Origin of the sequence: Bacillus sp. FSL R5-0416 (assembly GCF_037975425.1) — a bacterium.
In the GTDB taxonomy this organism is placed as follows: domain Bacteria; phylum Bacillota; class Bacilli; order Bacillales; family Bacillaceae; genus Bacillus; species Bacillus subtilis.
The window spans coordinates 3,246,786-3,267,770 of record NZ_CP150252.1 but is presented as its reverse complement, the minus strand read 5'-3'; the positions used below and the strand labels follow the sequence as shown (position 1 = coordinate 3,267,770).

Sequence of the window (20,985 nt, the reverse complement as noted above, 5' to 3'; positions counted from 1 at the left end):
CAAACGGATGCCTGATACAAAAGATCTTCAATATTCTTTGACCGGGGCGCAAACTGGCATATGGTTTGCTCAGCAGCTTGATCCGGACAATCCAATCTACAATACAGCGGAATATATAGAAATCAATGGACCAATCAATATTGCTCTTTTTGAAGAAGCTTTGCGGCACGTGATCAAGGAAGCGGAATCGCTGCATGTCCGCTTCGGTGAAAATATGGACGGGCCTTGGCAGATGATAAACCCGTCTCCGGATGTACAGCTGCACGTCATTGACGTCAGCTCTGAGCCTGATCCGGAAAAAACAGCATTAAACTGGATGAAAGCTGATTTAGCAAAGCCGGTTGATTTAGGGTATGACCCTTTGTTCAATGAAGCTCTGTTTATTGCCGGGCCTGATCGTTTCTTTTGGTATCAGCGCATTCATCATATAGCGATCGACGGCTTCGGTTTTTCCCTGATAGCCCAGCGTGTGGCAAGTACATATACTGCGCTTATAAAAGGACAAACAGCTAAAGGCCGTTCCTTTGGGTCTCTCCAGGCCATTTTGGAGGAGGATACAGATTATCGCGGATCAGAGCAGTATGAGAAGGATCGTCAATTCTGGCTGGACCGTTTTGCAGATGCACCTGAAGTTGTGAGCTTGGCTGATCGGGCGCCAAGAACATCTAACAGTTTTCTTCGTCATACGGCATATCTGCCTCCGTCTGATGTAAACGCGTTAAAAGAAGCGGCGCGCTATTTCTCAGGAAGCTGGCATGAAGTCATGATTGCGGTGTCAGCTGTTTATGTGCACCGTATGACCGGCTCTGAGGATGTTGTGCTCGGCCTGCCCATGATGGGTCGGATAGGGTCCGCGTCACTGAATGTACCGGCTATGGTGATGAACCTTCTCCCGCTCCGGCTGACGGTAAGCTCTTCGATGAGCTTTTCTGAACTGATTCAGCAAATTTCCCGGGAAATCCGCAGCATTCGGCGACATCATAAGTATCGCCATGAAGAGCTTCGGCGCGATCTGAAATTGATAGGAGAAAATCATAGATTATTTGGCCCTCAAATCAATCTTATGCCGTTTGATTACGGTCTCGACTTTGCCGGGGCCCGGGGCACAACGCATAATCTTTCAGCCGGTCCTGTTGATGATCTATCAATCAATGTATATGACAGAACAGACGGCAGCGGGCTGCGAATTGATGTTGATGCGAATCCTGAGGTATACAGTGAGTCTGATATTAAGCTTCATCAGCAGCGTATCCTGCAGCTGCTGCAAACGGCTTCTGCCGGAGAGGACATGCTGATTGGGCAAATGGAGCTTCTGTTGCCAGAGGAGAAAGAAAAAGTCATTTCTAAATGGAATGAGACGGCAAAATCCGAGAAGCTGGTCAGCCTTCAGGACATGTTCGAAAAGCAGGCAGTTCTTACGCCAGAACGTATCGCTCTCATGTGTGATGACATTCAAGTCAACTATCGAAAGCTCAATGAAGAGGCAAACCGCCTCGCGCGTCTGTTGATCGAAAAAGGGATTGGTCCGGAGCAGTTTGTCGCTTTGGCGCTGCCGCGTTCCCCTGAGATGGTGGCCTCAATGCTTGGTGTGCTCAAGACTGGTGCGGCGTATCTCCCCCTTGATCCGGAGTTTCCAGCCGACCGCATTTCTTACATGCTGGAGGATGCGAAACCTTCATGCATCATAACGACTGAGGAAATAGCAGCCAGTCTGCCTGATGACCTGGCTGTACCGGAGCTTGTGCTTGATCAGGCTGTTACACAGGAGATTATAAAACGCTATTCGCCGGAAAATCCGGATGTATCGGTTTCTCTTGACCATCCTGCGTATATCATCTATACCTCAGGATCAACAGGAAGACCGAAGGGAGTCGTTGTGACACAGAAAAGCTTAAGCAATTTTCTGTTGTCCATGCAGGAGGCGTTTTCTCTAGGAGAAGAAGACAGGCTGTTGGCTGTGACGACTGTCGCTTTTGATATTTCAGCATTAGAGTTATATCTTCCGCTGATTAGCGGAGCGCAAATCGTGATCGCAAAGAAAGAAACGATCCGTGAGCCGCAGGCATTAGCTCAAATGATTGAAAATTTCGATATTAACATCATGCAGGCGACACCGACACTGTGGCACGCTTTGGTAACGAGTGAACCTGAGAAACTTCGGGGGCTTAGAGTGCTTGTAGGAGGCGAGGCGCTGCCGAGCGGTCTTTTGCAGGCGCTTCAAGACCTTCATTGTTCAGTCACGAACTTATACGGTCCCACTGAAACAACGATTTGGTCTGCCGCAGCTTTTCTTGAAGAAGGGTTGCAGGGCGTTCCTCCGATTGGGAAACCGATTTGGAACACGCAGGTGTATGTGCTTGATAATGGATTGCAGCCGGTGCCGCCGGGCGTTGTCGGAGAGCTTTATATTGCAGGCACCGGCTTGGCCAGAGGTTATTTCCATCGCCCTGATTTAACGGCGGAGCGCTTCGTTGCAGATCCATACGGACCGCCGGGAACTAGGATGTATCGGACCGGAGACCAGGCCCGCTGGCGTGCCGATGGGTCTTTGGATTATATCGGGCGGGCGGATCATCAAATCAAAATTCGCGGATTCCGAATTGAACTTGGAGAAATTGATGCCGTGCTTGCCAATCACCCGCACATTGAACAGGCCTCGGTTGTCGTACGGGAAGATCAGCCGGGAGACAAACGATTGGCGGCTTATGTAGTCGCTGATGGTGCTATTGATACTGCAGAGCTTCGTCGTTATATGGGGGCTAGTCTTCCTGATTATATGGTACCGGCGGCGTTTGTGGAGATGGACGAGCTGCCATTAACACCTAATGGCAAGCTTGACCGGAAAGCACTGCCGGCACCAGACTTCAGCACATCTGTCAGTGATCGGGCCCCGCGGACTCCTCAGGAAGAGATATTGTGTGACTTGTTTGCAGAGGTTCTCGGTTTGGCACGCGTCGGTATCGATGACAGTTTCTTCGAGCTTGGGGGCCATTCTCTTCTTGCAGCCCGTCTGATGAGCCGCATTCGCGAGGTAATGGGAGCCGAACTTGGTATCGCCAAGCTCTTTGACGAACCGACAGTAGCCGGACTCGCTGCCCATCTTGATTTGGCGCAGAGTGCACGTCCCGCTTTGCAGAGAGCTGAGCGGCCTGAAAAGATCCCGCTATCATTTGCCCAGCGCCGGCTATGGTTCCTGCATTGTCTGGAAGGACCGAGTCCTACTTATAATATTCCGGTTGCTGTCCGTTTGTCAGGTGAGTTGGATCAAGGATTGCTGAAAGCGGCACTTTATGACCTCGTCTGCCGTCATGAAAGCCTTCGGACGATCTTCCCTGAATCACAGGGGACATCCTATCAGCATATTTTAGATGCCGATCAAGCCCATCCTGAGTTACATGTTACTGAAATTGCTGAGAAGGAGCTTTCTGATCGGCTTGCCGAAGCTGTACGCTACAGCTTTGATCTTGCAGCTGAACCTGCTTTTCGTGCCGAGCTTTTTGTGATCGGTCCTGACGAGTACGTGCTGCTTCTTCTCGTCCATCATATTGTCGGGGACGGCTGGTCCTTAACACCACTGACCCGAGACCTTGGGACGGCTTATGCGGCTCGCTGCCACGGACGATCTCCCGAATGGGCGCCTCTTGCTGTGCAGTATGCAGACTATGCGCTTTGGCAGCAAGAACTGCTTGGAAACGAGGATAATCCAAACAGCTTGATTGCCGGTCAGCTTGCTTTCTGGAAAGAAACCTTGAAAAACCTGCCTGATCAGCTTGAACTGCCAATCGATTATTCACGTCCGGCTGAGCCGAGTCATGATGGAGATACGATTCATTTTCGTATTGAGCCCGAGCTTCATAAGCGATTGCAGGAGCTGGCTCGCACAAATAGGGTGAGCCTGTTTATGGTGCTTCAATCCGGTCTCGCCGCTTTATTGACAAGGCTCGGGGCGGGCACCGACATTCCGATCGGCAGTCCGATCGCGGGACGGAATGATGATGCGCTGGGCGATCTTGTAGGGCTGTTTATTAATACATTGGTGCTCAGAACTGATACGTCCGGTGACCCAAGCTTTCGTGAGCTTCTAGACAGAGTACGGAAAGTGAATCTGGCCGCCTATGACAATCAGGATCTGCCGTTTGAGAGACTTGTAGAGGTGCTCAATCCGGCTCGTTCGCGTGCGACGCATCCTTTATTCCAAATCATGCTTGCGTTCCAAAACACACCGGACGCTGAACTGCATCTTCCTGATATGGAGAGCAGCCTGCGAATCAACAGTGTCGGTTCTGCCAAGTTTGATTTGACGCTGGAAATCAGTGAAGATCGCCTTGCTGACGGGACACCAAACGGGATGGAAGGACTGCTTGAATACAGCACTGATCTTTTCAAGCGGGAAACTGCTCAGGCTCTTGCTGACCGATTGATGCGCCTGTTGGAGGCTGCCGAGTCTGATCCTGACGAGCAAATCGGAAATCTGGATATTCTTGCACCAGAGGAACGCAGCAGCATGGTGACTGATTGGCAAAGTGTATCTGAAAAGATTCCGCCCGCATGTTTGCCAGAGCAATTTGAGAAGCAGGCTGCTTTACGTCCTGATGCCATTGCCGTTGTATATGAAAATCAGGAACTGAGCTATGCAGAGCTGAATGAAAGAGCAAACCGGCTTGCCCGAATGCTGATTAGTGAAGGTGTCGGGCCGGAGCAATTTGTGGCATTGGCACTGCCCCGATCGTTGGAAATGGCTGTCGGCCTATTGGCGGTGCTAAAGGCCGGGGCAGCTTATCTCCCTCTTGATCCGGATTATCCGGCTGATCGAATTGCTTTTATGCTAAAAGATGCCCAGCCTGCGTTTATCATGACGAACACTAAAGCAGCAGATCACATTCCGCCAGTTGAAAACGTGCCGAAAATCGTGCTGGATGATCCCGAGCTGGCAGAGAAACTAAACACGTACCCTGCAGAGAATCCAAAAAATAAGGACAGGACTCAGCCGCTTTCGCCTTTGAATACGGCGTATGTCATTTATACATCCGGCTCAACAGGTGTTCCAAAAGGTGTAATGATTCCTCACCAAAATGTAACACGTTTATTTGCAGCGACTGAGCACTGGTTCCGTTTCAGCTCAGACGATATCTGGACCATGTTCCATTCCTATGCGTTTGATTTTTCGGTGTGGGAGATCTGGGGTCCTCTGCTGCATGGCGGACGTCTTGTGATCGTACCTCACCACGTCAGCAGATCGCCAGAAGCGTTTTTGCGCCTGCTTGTCAAAGAGGGGGTGACTGTTCTGAACCAGACACCGTCTGCTTTCTATCAGTTTATGCAGGCGGAACGGGAACAGCCGGATCTCGGACAGGCACTCAGTCTGCGCTATGTCATTTTTGGCGGAGAAGCGCTTGAACTCAGCCGTTTAGAGGATTGGTACAACCGCCACCCTGAAAATAGACCGCAGCTTATCAATATGTATGGGATTACAGAAACGACGGTGCATGTGAGCTATATCGAATTAGACCGAAGCATGGCAGCTTTACGGGCAAACAGCTTGATCGGCTGCGGCATTCCCGATCTTGGTGTATACGTGCTGGATGAACGCCTGCAGCCGGTTCCGCCGGGTGTTGCCGGAGAGCTGTATGTATCAGGAGCGGGGTTAGCACGAGGTTATCTAGGCCGGCCTGGTTTAACATCTGAACGCTTCATAGCTGATCCGTTCGGTCCTCCAGGCACCCGGATGTACCGCACTGGGGATGTGGCCCGCCTCCGCGCTGACGGTTCTCTCGACTATGTCGGCCGTGCAGACCATCAAGTGAAAATTCGGGGATTCCGGATTGAATTGGGAGAAATTGAAGCCGCGCTTGTTCAGCATCCGCAGCTTGAAGATGCGGCAGTGATCGTTCGTGAGGATCAGCCGGGAGATAAACGGTTAGCAGCTTATGTCATCCCTTCGGAAGAAACATTTGATACGGCGGAACTGCGCAAATATGCTGCGGAGAGACTGCCGGATTACATGGTGCCTGCTGCCTTTGTGACGATGAAAGAATTGCCGCTGACACCGAATGGAAAGCTTGATCGTAAAGCACTGCCCGCTCCGGATTTCGCAGCGGCAGTGACAGGACGAGGACCGAGAACGCCGCAGGAAGAAATTCTCTGTGACCTCTTTATGGAGGTGCTTCACTTGCCGCGTGTCGGCATTGATGACCGTTTCTTTGATTTAGGCGGACATTCCTTGCTTGCTGTACAGCTCATGAGCCGCATTCGTGAAGCGCTCGGCGTTGAACTCAGCATCGGCAACTTGTTCGAAGCACCTACTGTAGCCGGGCTCGCTGAAAGACTTGAAATGGGATCAAGCCAAAGCGCTCTTGACGTTCTGCTGCCGCTCCGAACAAGCGGAGACAAGCCTCCTTTATTCTGTGTTCATCCGGCAGGGGGGCTCAGCTGGTGTTATGCCGGTTTGATGACCAATATAGGAACAGATTATCCGATCTACGGCTTGCAGGCACGGGGAATCGGGCAGCGCGAGGAGCTTCCGAAACAACTTGATGACATGGCTGCCGATTACATTAAACAAATCCGAACGGTCCAGCCAAAAGGCCCGTACCATCTGCTGGGCTGGTCCCTGGGCGGGAATGTCGTTCAAGCGATGGCTACCCAGCTGCAAAATCAAGGAGAAGAAGTATCCCTGTTGGTGATGCTGGACGCCTATCCGAACCACTTCCTTCCTATAAAAGAGGCACCGGATGATGAGGAAGCGCTTATTGCCCTTCTGGCGTTAGGCGGGTATGATCCAGACAGCTTAGGGGAAAAACCGCTAGATTTTGAAGCGGCGATTGAGATTCTTCGCCGTGACGGCAGTGCGCTTGCGAGCCTGGATGAAACGGTCATTTTAAATTTGAAGAATACGTATGTCAATTCTGTCGGCATTTTAGGTTCCTATAAGCCGAAAACCTTCCGTGGAAATGTTTTGTTTTTCAGATCAACAATCATTCCTGAATGGTTTGACCCGATTGAACCTGACTCGTGGAAGCCTTATATTAACGGACAGATTGAACAAATCGACATCGACTGCCGTCATAAAGATTTATGTCAGCCGGAACCTCTGGCTCAAATCGGCAAGGTTCTCGCTGTCAAATTGGAAGAGTTGAATAAATAAGGGAGGAGAAATAGAGTGGCAAATCCTTTTGAAAATGCGGATGGCACGTATTTGGTGCTGATCAATGAAGAAGGCCAATATTCCCTATGGCCCGGTTTTATAGATGTGCCGAGCGGCTGGACAGTCGTTCATGAGCAAAAAGGGCGTGAAGCTTGTTTGGACTATATCCAATCGCATTGGAGCGATATGAGGCCAAACAGCCTAAAGACTGTTGAAAATGTGTAATCGTATCAAAAAGAGACTGCTCGCCGCAGTCTCTTTTTCTAATCTTACGCAGACGTTTGGGTATGATCACAATCTCTGACCGGGTTTCCGTTTTCATCGGTACACCAAGATTGGGATAAAAACGCTAAAAACACAGCGGCCCACTGATCTGCAAACTGAATCAGAATACCCCCGTCATGCCAAGAGCCGTTGTCTTTTTTCCAGCGCGTATCCATTGCATTCCCTTGATTCATATGGATATTGTGCATTCCGTTAGTCGGGGTAAAGCCGAATATTTTATCTGCAGCCTGTTCAGGGCCGAATTTTGAACCGAATATATAAACCGGCGCTTTCTCATCTTGTGCTTTCTTCATATAGGTTTCAATAAAATCATTTAAATCATTATCAGGTCCTGTGATTTCATGAGGCAAAGGCTTCATTTCCCGCGGGTCAAACAAATTGCCCCGCACATAATCCAGTGCCACTTCACGGTTTGCTTCATTGATCCTTGTATATCCATACGGCATGTTCGGAAGGATGGTAATTGAGCCCGAATCAAACTGATCGTCAGCCAAATACAATACTTCAGATTCCTCAGAACTGGACATCACATTGATGGCGCACCTGTAATACGTATTCTCTTCACCGAGCATTTTGACTTGGAAATGAGGACTGTCATCATCTGTTTCCCGCTTCATGTCTAAGACTATGCCTTTTAACACGCCATATTGCTGAACAGCCATATGAATCCTCCTTTATGATCAACTTCATAGTCATAATTCGTGAAATGGTCTCTTTTTTCCTTTTAAAAAATAAAAAAGCCTGCAGAAATCTTTCTGCAAGCTCATTGTGAATTAAGCACCCGCCACAGATGATTCATCCTGTAAAGCTTTTTCGGCAGGAACATACTCATAGCCTAGATCTCTTGCTACAGCTTCATAGGTCACGTGTCCGTTTGCGGTGTTTAAACCCGCTCTCAGTGCCGCATTGTCTGTGAGCGCTTTTACTGCCCCTTTGTTCGCGATTTGCAGCGCGTATGGAACAGTAACGTTAGTCAGGGCGATTGTTGATGTACGAGGGACAGCACCCGGCATGTTCGCTACAGCATAATGCACAACCCCGTGCTTTTCATATGTTGGCTGATCATGTGTTGTGATATGGTCGACAGTTTCGACGATGCCGCCTTGGTCGATCGCTACATCAACAATGACTGAACCAGGTTTCATTTGTTTTACCATTTCCTCAGTGACAAGAGTCGGAGCTTTAGCGCCCGGAATTAATACCGCGCAAATGAGGAGATCCGCTTCCGCCACAGCATCAGCAATATTGACCGGATTAGAAATTAACGTTTTAATCTGATGGCCGAAGATGTCATCAAGCTGGCGCAAGCGGTCTGCGTTTAAGTCAATGATCGTCACATCTGCACCGAGTCCGACAGCCATTTTCGCCGCGTTTGTCCCGACTACGCCTCCTCCGATAATCGTTACTTTTCCGCGAGAAACGCCCGGCACCCCGGCAAGCAGAATGCCTTTTCCGCCTTTAGGCTTTTCTAAGAATTGAGCGCCGATTTGCGCCGCCATTCTGCCCGCAACCTCAGACATAGGTGTCAGAAGAGGCAATGTCCGGCCTTCACTGACCGTTTCATATGCGATGGCAGTTACTCCTTTATCCTTCAAGGCCTGTGCAAGCTCAGGCTCAGCTGCTAAATGAAGGTACGTAAACAGCACAAGTCCTTTGCGGAAATAAACATATTCTTCCGGCAGCGGTTCTTTTACCTTCATGACCATTTCGGCGTCCCAGACCTGCTTCGGATCAGCAATGATTTCCGCTCCTGCTGACTCATAGGCTTCATTTTCAAATCCGCTTCCAATTCCCGCGCCTGTTTCAACCAGCACCCGGTGGCCGTTTGAAATGAGCTGAGAAACGCCCCCGGGTGTTAATGCGACACGGTTTTCATTGTTTTTTATCTCTTTAGGAACCCCTATGATCATATCTGTCTCCTCCTGTATCTGTGATATTTTTAGTGTAGCTTGATATTTTGGAAAATTCTTTGTTTGATTAAGAAAATAAAAAAACATGGATTTGTGAAATTTCACAAATCCATGTGCCGAAGTTTGATATCTAAATAGATGGTGAATTTTTGATTCACATTTTTCAAATCAATTTCAGCGATCTGGCTGATCCGCTTAAGGCGGTAATTCAACGTATTAACGTGTATATTTAACAGCTTAGAAGCGGTATTCACGTTGCTGTCCGCTTCAATAAAGCGCTCTAGCGTCTCTACCAGATTTGACTGGTGATCCCGGTCATATTGTTCCAGTTTGGAAAGCGAGTAATTATAATGGCCCGCCTGTTTCCGTTTTTCATATAAGACATCTAAGTATTGATAAATGCCTAACTCAGAAAAGCTGAAAAGATGTTTGGTCTCTTCAGTGAACCGTTCCTTCGTTTTTAAGACGGACAATGCTTCCTGATAGGAGCGGGAGACAAAAGAAATAGAGTTGTATATTCCGCCAAAAGCGATAGAAACGTCTTCTATTTTATACCGCTCCTTCAGCTGTTTTTGCGTACTTAAAGCAAACTGTTTTAAATCTTGAAAAGGATGATCTGTTTTGGGTGAGGTTAATATAATAAGTTCATTGGAATCTACGGTCGCCAGCAGCACGTAAACCTGCTGGGTCGTTTCTTGTAAATATTGCAGCTGCTGTTCGATTTTTTCAGTCAGCTCGCCATTTATGCGGATGATCATAACGGAAAACTCTGAAGGAGCGGCCATTCCAAGCTTATGGAACCCATCCGCCATATCATCCTCCTGATGGATGTGTCCGGTCAGCATTTTCCAGAAAAATTCTTGGCTGCGTTCTTCATTTTTCGTTTTTCTGATTTGAAGTTTGAGAAGCTTGTTTTTCACTGCTTTTGCTGCCATTTGCAATGTCAGCAGATCTTCATCGGACAATGTTTTTTGGATCTCAAGCGCCCATATGAAGCCAAGTACTTGCTTGTTTTTCCAAATCGAAATAGCGACGCGATTGCTCAGCCCGACTTCATCGATTTGCTTGACTCTGATCGGCTGGTCCGTTTTTAAGAGAGCAGGAATTGTCCCGTCTTTCCACAGCTTGTTAATCACCTTCTCCGGTACCCTTCTGCCAATAATGGTAGAGGTCCGGGCAGGGTCTGTGCAGTCGCTGTGTGTACTGTAGGCAAGCAGCTTGTGGTTAACATCCTCTATGGTGATCGGGCACCGCAGAACGTCGCTGATATGATCAGCAACATCTTCAAGTCTGTCAAAACTATATTTAAACGGATCATTCGGCATGGTCATAAATCTCCCTACTTTTCGTGCTTGATTTCTCTTTGACATCTCATCCCCTTCCTTTTATTATGATTGTTGTTGTTTGTGAAAATCAACAACAAAGAACAGAAGCAAAAAAACAATTTCATGAGAGAAACGTTCTATATACATTTGGCGGTGTAATCGCCTTTTTGCAGGACAGTTGTATGCCTCATATAATACGACAGCTTATCCTATTAATCTTCTAAGAAAGTCATCGGAGGCGAGACTAATTAAGGAAAGAAAAAACTGAACCTTTCAGAAATGGTGCTGTAGCATCAAATTTTCTGAAAGGTTTTTTTTGGGAGTTGGAGAGTTATTTGGGTCTTTTGGATTATTCGGAGAATGAAGAGGAGATTAAGAAAATAAACCTATTTACTTTACATTATATGTCATTTTTAAGTGATTCGGGGTAAACCATTGGACTCATTTTGTAAAATTAAAACATATTTGTTTGACTATGCCGAAAAACTGTTTTTATAATAATGACGTTCTAAAAATAAGTGAATTAGCCCATATTTAGGCTGATGGCACAGGAGGTAATGAGGAATATGGCAGGATTAATTCGTGTCACACCCGAAGAGCTAAGAGCGATGGCGAAGCAATACGGCGTTGAAAGCCAAGAAGTATTAAATCAGGTTGATCGTTTAAACCGAATGATCTCTGATTTGAAAAGCATGTGGGAAGGTGCTTCAAGCGAAGCGTTCGCAGATCAATACGAGCAGCTCAAACCTTCATTTATCAAAATGTCAGATTTGCTTCAAGATGTGAATCAGCAGCTTGATCAAACAGCAAATACACTTGAGTCTACTGACCAAGACATCGCAAATCAAATCCGCGGATAACAGTATGAAAGGGAAGGAGCGCCTGATTCAAAAGAAGACGGCGCTCTTTCTATGTAAGGGTGATCCTAAATGTATATTGATATTACAATAGATTTGAAACATTATAACGGCAGTGTCTTTGATCTCAGATTGTCAGATTACCACCCGGTGAAAAAAGTAATTGATATTGCTTGGCAGGCCCAAAGCGTATCTATGCCTCCGCGCGAAGGGCACTGGATCAGAGTGGTGAACAAGGATAAGGTGTTTTCCGGAGAATGCAAGCTGTCTGATTGCGGCATTACAAACGGAGACCGGCTTGAAATATTATGAAAGGATCTGGTTGAATGTCAGGTAAACAAAAATCATATTTAGAAAACCAATTAGAAGCTGTTGCCGAGAAAACAGATGCCGGCTATACATTTACCTTTCAACGGGAAAAAATAAAGCTTCTCGACGGTCTTGAAGCTAACGTGATCAAAGATATAAATCCATTTTTTCATAAAGAAATCGATGTGACGGATGATGAAGTAATCATCACAATCCAACCTCCCTCCTCCTATAAAGCATTCCGCTTCATGAAAGCTAAGGATAAAAAAAGTAAATGGCAGTTTGCCTATCAGCTTGTTCAAGCCGTACAGCAGCACAATCTGTCTAGGCTGAATTTGATTGTCGCTCCTGAAAACATTGTATTCGATAAAGGGCTTACGCCTTATTTTCTCCATTATGGAGTAAAAGAAAGCATTCCTCCTTACGAGCGTGATGAGGAAAGAGTATGGCAGGAGCTGAAAGCGGCAGCGGCTTTGGCAGTTGACGGCGCTTTTGCGTTTGAAGACTACCTGAAATTCAATGAAACGCTGACGTTTTCCGCAGAGGCAAAGGCGATATTAGATGCTGAATCCTATGATGATTTGCTCGAGCTGATTCAAACCCATATTGATGAGCTCGAAGCCAAAGCAAAAACATACATACATATCCCGAGAAAGAAGTGGAACATCCAGCGATATATCGGCCTGGGGCTCATTGTTTTGCTTGTACCGGCACTTATTTATTCGATGTACGCCTTATTTTTCGCGCAGCCAAAGCACCAGGCGATAGTGGACAGCAACCGTGCGTTCTTAAACAAGCAGTACAGTGAAGTCATCAGCACACTGTCCAAGTACGATGCGGAAAGCCTGCCTGAATCGGTGCAGTATCAGCTGGCGACGTCCTATGTTGAGGTCGAAAACCTGGGGAGTGCAAAAACCAAAAATATAGAAAATAATTTAGTCACCCTTCAATCAGACCCTCAGCATTTCTTATATTGGATTGATTATGGTCGAGGAGAATACAAAGAAGCGATCAGTATCGGCCGCAAGCTGGAATACAATGATTATATTTACTTTGCCCTAGCTAAATATAAACAGCAGCTTTTATCTGAGGATACAAATGATGAAGACATACAAAAAGAACTTGACTCAGTAAATAGTGAGCTTGAAAAAGCGCAAAAAGAACGTCAAGAAAATAAACAGTCTAATTCTGAAACATCGTTAGTCGATACAAGCGAAGAACAGACACAAACAGACGAAGAAAAACAAGCAGAAGAGAAAGCGGCAGAAGAAAAAGCCGCAGCCGAGGAAAAAGCGAAAAAAGAAGAACAGAAGAAAAAAGAAGACGAGAAAAAAGAAACAGAAAAGAAAGATGAGAAAAAAGATGACAAATAACGTGAGACATGAAGCGCAGGTCATCGCATGCTGCCATTCGGCCGTAAGGGGGTTCGCCATTTGAGTCTATTATGGGTTTTTTACCAAAATAACGTTCAAAAATTAAATCTGTCTAACCTCCCGTCGTCTCATCCGGTGACCATAGGGCCTGATGTGAAGGATTCTGTTACGATCAGCTCCATTCCATTTAATAGCGGAGTCATTTCTCTTCAAAGAAAGGAATCCGGCGGCCAATACGAAGTTTTCCTGGGAAATGATTGTCTCGGCACGATTGAGACGGATATATCATTTACTCTCCAAACGGATCAGCAGGATATACGCTTGATATTGACGGGCAGTGAACCTGAGAAATCCGTTTATTTTACGGGAAATCGGGATGAAATTGTATGTTCCTCAGAAAAAACGAATGCAGATATTTATCTGAATCCGCAAGATTTTGCATTTGCAGAACAAAGCACGTTTTCTTTGCTTCGTGCAGGCGGCAGCTGGTCGGTCCGCCCTGAAAGCGGAACGATCTTCTTGAACGGAGAGAAAATCAACGCCAATACGCCGCTCAAGCCGGGGGATGAAATATTCTGGAACTTCACGCAAATGAGGGTGACGGAACATGACCTTTTAGAAATTGTTCATTATGCCCAGTTTGAAACAGCGTTAACAGAAACGGTCAAACCGAGTACAGAGATGCAGAAAAAATATCCGCAGTACAGAAGAACGCCGCGGATGGTATACGATCTGCCGGATGACCGCGTTTCTTTCAGTTTTCCCTCTCAGGAGAGCGATCAAACCAACAGAGGGCTGTGGCTCGTCATCCTGCCTCCGCTTGTGATGCTGATCGTGATGGGCGTAGTTGCCATCATCCAGCCGCGCGGCATATTTATACTCGTTTCTTTGGCCATGTTTATGATGACTCTCATTACCTCGACAGTGCAATATTTCCGGGATAAAAACCAGCGGAAAAAACGCGAGGAAAAACGGGAGCGTGTATATAAGCTTTACTTAGACAATAAGCGGAAAGAGCTTCAGGCACTTGCTGAAAAGCAAAAGCAGGTTCTTGAATTTCACTTTCCTTCATTTGAACAAATGAAATACTTAACAAGTGAAATCAGTGATCGGATCTGGGAAAAATCACTTGAAAGCAAGGATTATCTGCAACTGCGGCTTGGGACGGGAACAGTTCCGTCAAGCTATGAAATCAATATGAGCGGCGGAGACTTGGCGAATCGTGATATCGATGACCTCATGGAGAAATCGCAGCACATGCAGCGCGTCTATAAAGATATCCGCCATGCGCCGGTGACGGTCGATTTGGCAGAAGGTCCGATGGGGCTTGTCGGTAAATCGCAAATTGTGAAAAATGAGATTCACCAGTTGATCGGACAGCTGTCGTTCTTTAACAGCTATCACGATTTGCGTTTTGTATTTATTTTTCATGAAGAAGAGTATAAAGACTGGGAGTGGATGAAGTGGCTTCCGCAATTTCAAATGCCCCATATTTATGCAAAAGGATTTATTTATAATGAGCAAACCCGAGATCAGCTCTTGTCTTCACTTTACGAATTGATCAGAGAGCGTGATCTCGAAGATGACAAAGAAAAACTGCAGTTCAAACCGCATTTTGTATTTGTCATCACGAATCAGCAGCTGATCTCTGAACATGTCATTCTCGAATATTTAGAAGGACAGCATGAGCATCTGGGCATCTCGACAATTGTCGCGGCGGAAACAAAGGAAAGCTTGTCGGAAAACATTACAACTCTTGTCCGCTACATTAATGAGCATGAAGGCGACATTTTAATACAAAAGAAAAAAGCGGTAAGAATTCCGTTCCGTCTCGATCATCATCAGCGTGAGGACAACGAACGGTTCTCACGCACGCTGCGGACGCTGAACCACCAGGTCGGCATTACGAATTCCATTCCGGAAACGGTATCGTTCCTGGAGCTTTTTCATGCGAAGGAAGTAAAAGAAATCGGCATTCAGCAAAGATGGCTGACAAGTGAATCGTCGAAGTCGCTGTCAGTGCCGATCGGCTATAAAGGGAAAGATGACATTGTGTATCTGAACCTTCACGAAAAAGCACACGGTCCGCACGGCTTGCTTGCGGGGACAACGGGATCAGGGAAAAGTGAATTTCTCCAGACCTACATCTTGTCACTTGCAGTGCATTTTCATCCGCATGAAGCGGCTTTCTTACTAATTGACTATAAAGGCGGAGGAATGGCGCAGCCGTTCCGCAACATTCCCCACCTCCTCGGCACGATCACAAATATTGAAGGAAGCAAAAACTTCAGTATGCGTGCGCTTGCTTCCATTAAAAGCGAGCTGAAAAAAAGGCAGCGCCTGTTTGACCAGTATCAAGTCAATCACATCAATGACTATACAAAGTTATACAAGCAAGGGAAAGCAGAAGTGGCGATGCCTCACTTGTTCTTAATTTCTGATGAGTTTGCCGAGCTGAAAAGCGAGGAGCCTGATTTTATCAGGGAGCTTGTCAGTGCCGCGCGTATCGGACGAAGCCTCGGCGTTCATTTGATTTTGGCGACACAGAAGCCAGGCGGCATCATCGACGACCAGATCTGGAGTAACTCGCGCTTTAAAGTAGCGCTCAAGGTCCAGGATGCCACCGACAGTAAAGAAATTTTGAAAAACAGCGATGCCGCAAACATTACCGTAACAGGCCGCGGCTATTTGCAGGTCGGAAACAATGAAGTGTATGAGCTGTTCCAATCTGCATGGAGCGGGGCGCCTTACTTAGAGGAAGTCTACGGTACTGAGGATGAAATCGCGATTGTTACAGATACGGGTCTGATCCCGCTTTCTGAGGTTGATACCGAAGATAACGCGAAAAAAGACGTTCAAACCGAAATCGAAGCTGTAGTTGACGAAATTGAACGCATCCAAGATGAAATGGGAATCGAGAAGCTGCCAAGCCCTTGGCTGCCGCCGCTTGCGGAACGTATTCCGCGCACTCTTTTCCCTTCAAACGAAAAAGACCATTTCCACTTTGCGTATGTCGATGAACCTGATCTGCAAAGACAGGCGCCAATTGCTTATAAGATGATGGAAGATGGAAATATCGGCATCTTCGGCTCTTCGGGCTACGGAAAATCGATTGCAGCCGCAACGTTCCTGATGAGTTTTGCGGACGTATACACACCTGAAGAGCTTCATGTCTATATCTTTGATTTCGGAAACGGAACGCTGCTGCCATTAGCGAAGCTCCCGCATACCGCGGATTACTTCCTGATGGACCAGTCAAGAAAAATTGAAAAGTTCATGATTCGCATCAAAGAAGAAATTGACCGCCGTAAACGTTTGTTCCGGGAAAAAGAAATCAGCCACATCAAAATGTACAATGCGCTGAGCGAAGAAGAGCTTCCGTTCATTTTTATCACCATTGACAACTTTGACATTGTCAAGGATGAGATGCATGAGCTTGAATCGGAATTTGTCCAGCTTTCCAGAGACGGACAAAGCTTGGGTATCTACTTTATGCTGACAGCAACGCGGGTGAATGCTGTCCGCCAGTCATTGTTAAATAACTTGAAAACAAAGGTTGTCCATTATCTCATGGATCAATCAGAAGGATATTCCATTTACGGCCGTCCGAAATTCAATCTTGAGCCGATTCCGGGACGCGTCATCATTCAAAAGGAAGAGCTTTATTTCGCGCAAATGTTCCTGCCTGTTGACGCCGATGATGATATCGGCATGTTCAACGAGCTGAAATCAGACGTACAGAAACTTCAAGGGCGATTTGCTTCAATGGAGCAGCCGGCACCGATTCCGATGCTGCCTGAGAGCTTGTCTACGAGAGAATTGTCTATCCGCTTCAAGCTGGAACGCAAGCCTTTATCTGTACCGATCGGGCTTCATGAAGAAACAGTCAGCCCAGTCTATTTTGATTTAGGCAAGCATAAGCACTGCCTGATTTTAGGCCAGACTCAGCGCGGGAAAACAAACGTCTTAAAAGTAATGCTCGAACATCTGATTGATGATGAAACTGAAATGATCGGCCTGTTTGACTCGATTGACCGCGGCTTATCTCATTACGCGAAGGAATCAGATGTTTCATATTTGGAAACGAAAGAAGATATTGAGCAGTGGATTGAAACAGCTGAAGACATTTTCAAAACAAGAGAGGCCATGTATGTAGAAGCCGTCCGCCAAGGAGACGCACAAAATCTGCGATTCTCACAAGTCGTGCTGATGATTGACGGGATAACGAGATTCCAGCAGACGATTGATACGAGAATACAAGACCGTCTCGCTAACTTCATGAAATCATACGCTCATCTTGGGTTCAGCTTTATCCCGGGCGGAAATCACAGCGAATTCTCAAAAGGCTATGACTCCTTGACGACTGAGATGAAGCAAATCCGCCACGCGATTCTGCTGATGAAAAAATCTGAGCAAAATGTCATTCCTCTCCCGTACCAAAGACAGGAGCCTGAGATTCAGCCGGGCTTCGGATATGTTGTGGAAAACGGGAAGGAGCAAAAAGTTCAAATTCCTTTATGTTCTGCTGAAAGGGAGAGTGCTAGATGACAGAACAACGAAAAAGCTTGATCAAGTTAATATCCGCCGTCATCATCATTTTGCTGCTGCCGGTGTTGTTTTTCCGATTTATCGGAGACGACCCAACGAAAAAAGCAGTCAATTCCACCCGGCAAATCGCGGTGGTGAATGAAGACACAGGCGTATTGAGTGATGAGGTAAAGTCTGATGAAGAGGACAAATCCGCCCAGTTCGGCAAGGAAGTAGCGGCCGTTCTGGGTGAACGTCCTGATTATTCGTGGACGGTCGTAAACCGAAGCGCGGCCGAGACCGGTCTCGCTTCAAAGAAATACGATGCGATTGTCTACATTCCCTCAGACTTCTCAAAAAACATTTTGAGCTATGACAAAGACCATCCTCAAAAAGCAACGCTCGAATTCAGCATTCAAGATAACCTGAATGCGGTTAACAAAGAAAAAGTTCAGCGTGAGCTTGAGGATGCCCAAAAGACAATGAACAAAAAAATGTCGGCCTTATACTGGAATTTTGTTTCACAAAAAGTGGACAACATCAGAGGAGAATTTGACAAGATCGTCAATAAAGAATCTGAATTCCAGAATGTCATGTACAACTTTTACAAACCAAGCTCTAATGATTTAGCAGGTGAAATCAAACAGCAAAAAGACTTAATCGATGAGCTGAAGAAATCAATGAATGAAGCGCAAGGCACGACAAAAGAAAAAGCTTCTACAGCGGAGGAAGCCAAAAATACGCTGAAAGAATTCATTGATACAGTTGAAAGATACAAAGAATATCAAGAAAATCAGAAAAAGCTGCTTTTGGCAGCCCAAGATTCAACACAGCAGCAAATCCGGACAGGTCTGGATGCCATCCAGGCACAGCAAAAGGCGAATCAGTTCAGCGAACGCATGAGCGGATTGGCAACTGGGATTGGCCAAGCGAAGTCACAGCTCGGACAAACCAGTAATGTGCTGGCAAACGCCCAGCAAATTAGGGAAGGGCAAGTGTCCCAGCAGGAACTTGGCATGGCAAAAATCCAAAGTAATTTAATCGAACAATATCAGGCCGCATCAAGACAGGCTGCACTAAATCAGGTGTATGAATTGCTTGTCCCGGCACGTCAGGCATTGACAGTTGCGAAAGGGGACGACCCAGTCATAGACGATGGTTCTGACAACAATGATAAAGATAAAGACCCTAAAGAAGAAGATCCTGAAGAACTCAAAATTGATCTTGAAAAACAGCGTGAAGAACTGAAAAATATCGCTGCTGATATTCAGGATATTTCAGACAATCTGAAGGAGCCTGAAAAAGAGGATCCAACACCGGAGGATCCGGGTACTGAACCAGACGATCCGTCCACTGATAATCCAGAAAAACCTGATGACGGGGGCAGTACAAATCCCGATGATACACAGGGCGACACAGGGAACGACAATAACAGCAGTGATACCGGTAATGACGGACAAACGGACGGCAGTACTCAGGATCAAGACCAGCAGAAGGGAACTGACGGTCAGGTGCAGAACGGCGATGCCTCTGATGGTGCGTCCGACAGCGGACAAACCGAAACGGGCACATCTGCCGAACAGACTGCTTCATCTGACTCAGCCCTTCAATTTATCAAGCTAGCAAATGAAGGCGGAACCGGAGATACGGGAGATACGATGGAGCCTGGTGACCAAGATCAACCAGGAAACGACGACATTTCTGATATCGCCAAAGCAAAAGAACAGCTCAGCAAAGCGTCTGAGCGAATCAAGCAAATTGAAGAAGAGCTCAAAGAAAAAGAAACTGCTCATAATGAAGAGTTGAAAAAGAAGTTAGAGGAACTAACAGAGCAAATGAATGGTCTCACTGATGAAATTGATGACCTGAAAGACAAAGTGAAAAAGCTCGAAGGTAAACTTGAAAATCTCGAAGCGAAACGGAAGCGGGAGTTTGAAGGGATTTACAGTGCGATTCGCGAGCTTGAAAATAAAGATCAGCTTCAATTCTCAGGAGACATCAATACAGAAAGCATCTCCGCTTTAATGAGATACTATAAATATTTGTCTGTTTATGACTCTGTATTATCCGGTACGATTGACAGTGCTGCAAAAGCCGGCGCCATTAACGGCCAGCAGGGCAACGTCCAATCAGTCCTAGCTCTCTCACCTGAAGAATCAGCCAGCTGGGAAGCTCTCAAAAACAACACGATGCAAACTGATGAAGACATTAACACCTTCATCGACGGAATGACCAAATTTGCGGATGACTACAGCGGCTTTATTCGTGACTCTCAAGCAGGTGTTCTCGACGAACTGACGAAAATCTCTGAAAGTGCCGCAAAAGCGTCAGAACAGCTTGTAACGGGCGCAACACAGGAATCTGCGACGTTCAGCAACGATGGGCTGTCTGGCACCATGGCACTGAGTGTCCAAGATACGGTCGGCCAGGAAGTGCTGCAAATGTCAGACATGATGGGTTCATTGTCTGATCGCCAGTCAGGCATCATTGATTACACAACCAACATGCAGCAAAGCGTCAATGATGTTCAAGCGAAAGCCGACACCTTAAACAACAACTGGGGGAAAAATGTAGCCTCCACGAAACTCGTGCGAAATGACGTATACGGCATACTCGGAAATACATTAGTAGACGGGCAAAACAATGGCTATGTATATGATTACTTAGCGAATCCGCTTAAAATCAGCGGAGAGGTTCCGGAAGAAAAAATTCAGACGGTACCTCCGGTTGTCATCCTTGTCATTGTGTTGATCAGCAGTCTGTTAATCGGCTATTTCAGCTCGTATTACCAAAACGCACCGCTTCTCGTCAAAGGAGCGTTATTCGGAATTCTGAATATCCTTGTCGGACTTATGATCAGCTTGTTCGGTTTGAATATTTATTCACTGCCGGACGATCAGACGATTAAGTGGTCGGTGTTTACGATTCTATTGCTGGTCGCAAGCTCTGCCTTCATCCGGACGGCATTCAGATTCGGATCAATCCCTGGCTGGGTTGCTTCAGCGGCAATGATTCTATTCTATGTCGCACCGCTTATTGATTTGATCATGCCGAACTTTACATTTGAAGATCCGGTTTCGAAAGTATATATCGACATCCAGTACGGTACTGGGCACTTGTTTACAATGGGAATAACAGTTCTGCTGATCATTACGGTGATTGCCGCGGCTCTGCCGCTGATTATCCGGCTGATGGCTGAACACACAGCAGAAAGCGATGAAACGTATGAAGCGTAATCGCAGCATGGAAAAGGGG

General features: G+C 46.6%; 10 protein-coding genes. 7 read left to right on the top strand and 3 right to left on the bottom strand.

What is annotated here, in order from left to right:
• The first annotated feature begins 7 nt into the window (after positions 1 to 7).
• On the top strand, positions 8 to 7,144 hold the full coding sequence (dhbF, locus tag NYE20_RS17435; RefSeq protein ID WP_339183596.1) for a non-ribosomal peptide synthetase DhbF: 7,137 nt from the start codon (positions 8 to 10) through the stop codon (positions 7,142 to 7,144).
• A 15-nt stretch (positions 7,145 to 7,159) separates the two neighbouring features.
• On the top strand, positions 7,160 to 7,369 hold the full coding sequence (locus tag NYE20_RS17430; RefSeq protein WP_003228753.1) for an MbtH family protein: 210 nt from the start codon (positions 7,160 to 7,162) through the stop codon (positions 7,367 to 7,369).
• A gap of 44 nt (positions 7,370 to 7,413) precedes the next feature.
• On the opposite strand, the gene NYE20_RS17425 is transcribed toward NYE20_RS17430, so the two are convergent.
• The 3 genes from NYE20_RS17425 to adeR all read right to left on the bottom strand — a co-directional run bounded on the left by NYE20_RS17425 (position 7,414) and on the right by adeR (position 10,709).
• On the bottom strand, positions 7,414 to 8,091 hold the full coding sequence (locus NYE20_RS17425) for a YukJ family protein (protein ID WP_003228755.1): 678 nt from the start codon (positions 8,089 to 8,091) through the stop codon (positions 7,414 to 7,416).
• Between the two features lie 111 nt (positions 8,092 to 8,202).
• Positions 8,203 to 9,339 (bottom strand): alanine dehydrogenase, encoded by a 1,137-nt coding sequence (ald, locus tag NYE20_RS17420; RefSeq protein WP_339183593.1) that lies wholly within the window; start codon positions 9,337 to 9,339, stop codon positions 8,203 to 8,205.
• Positions 9,340 to 9,440: 101 nt separating this feature from the next.
• Entirely contained in the window at positions 9,441 to 10,709 is a 1,269-nt protein-coding gene (gene adeR, locus NYE20_RS17415; RefSeq protein WP_051673220.1) for a sporulation transcriptional activator AdeR, read from the bottom strand.
• Between the two features lie 521 nt (positions 10,710 to 11,230).
• Between adeR and NYE20_RS17410 the strand changes: the two genes are divergently transcribed.
• From NYE20_RS17410 to esaA, 5 genes are all read left to right on the top strand, one after another.
• Positions 11,231 to 11,524, top strand: coding sequence for a WXG100 family type VII secretion target (locus tag NYE20_RS17410; protein ID WP_003220661.1), 294 nt, complete (start codon positions 11,231 to 11,233; stop codon positions 11,522 to 11,524).
• A gap of 69 nt (positions 11,525 to 11,593) precedes the next feature.
• A complete protein-coding gene (gene yukD / locus NYE20_RS17405) occupies positions 11,594 to 11,833 on the top strand; it encodes an ESX secretion system protein YukD (protein WP_003228763.1) in 240 nt (79 codons plus the stop codon).
• A gap of 14 nt (positions 11,834 to 11,847) precedes the next feature.
• On the top strand, positions 11,848 to 13,203 hold the full coding sequence (gene essB, locus NYE20_RS17400; protein ID WP_024573120.1) for a type VII secretion protein EssB: 1,356 nt from the start codon (positions 11,848 to 11,850) through the stop codon (positions 13,201 to 13,203).
• Between the two features lie 60 nt (positions 13,204 to 13,263).
• Positions 13,264 to 17,751: a type VII secretion protein EssC gene (essC, locus tag NYE20_RS17395; protein ID WP_249850861.1), complete on the top strand. Its 4,488-nt coding sequence runs from the start codon at positions 13,264 to 13,266 to the stop codon at positions 17,749 to 17,751.
• Entirely contained in the window at positions 17,748 to 20,966 is a 3,219-nt protein-coding gene (gene esaA, locus NYE20_RS17390) for a type VII secretion protein EsaA (RefSeq protein WP_161621284.1), read from the top strand. Before essC ends, esaA begins: the two co-directional genes overlap by 4 nt.
• Positions 20,967 to 20,985: the final 19 nt, after the last annotated feature.

Bases quoted from the DNA above. Each gene is read 5' to 3' on its own strand.
- yukD (WP_003228763.1), top strand. From the start codon at position 11,594: ATGTATATTGATATTACAATAGATTTGAAACATTATAACGGCAGTGTC.
- ald (WP_339183593.1), bottom strand. From the start codon at position 9,339: ATGATCATAGGGGTTCCTAAAGAGATAAAAAACAATGAAAACCGTGTC.
- essB (WP_024573120.1), top strand. From the start codon at position 11,848: ATGTCAGGTAAACAAAAATCATATTTAGAAAACCAATTAGAAGCTGTT.
- NYE20_RS17425 (WP_003228755.1), bottom strand. From the start codon at position 8,091: ATGGCTGTTCAGCAATATGGCGTGTTAAAAGGCATAGTCTTAGACATG.
- esaA (WP_161621284.1), top strand. From the start codon at position 17,748: ATGACAGAACAACGAAAAAGCTTGATCAAGTTAATATCCGCCGTCATC.
- dhbF (WP_339183596.1), top strand. From the start codon at position 8: ATGCCTGATACAAAAGATCTTCAATATTCTTTGACCGGGGCGCAAACT.
- NYE20_RS17410 (WP_003220661.1), top strand. From the start codon at position 11,231: ATGGCAGGATTAATTCGTGTCACACCCGAAGAGCTAAGAGCGATGGCG.
- adeR (WP_051673220.1), bottom strand. From the start codon at position 10,709: ATGTCAAAGAGAAATCAAGCACGAAAAGTAGGGAGATTTATGACCATG.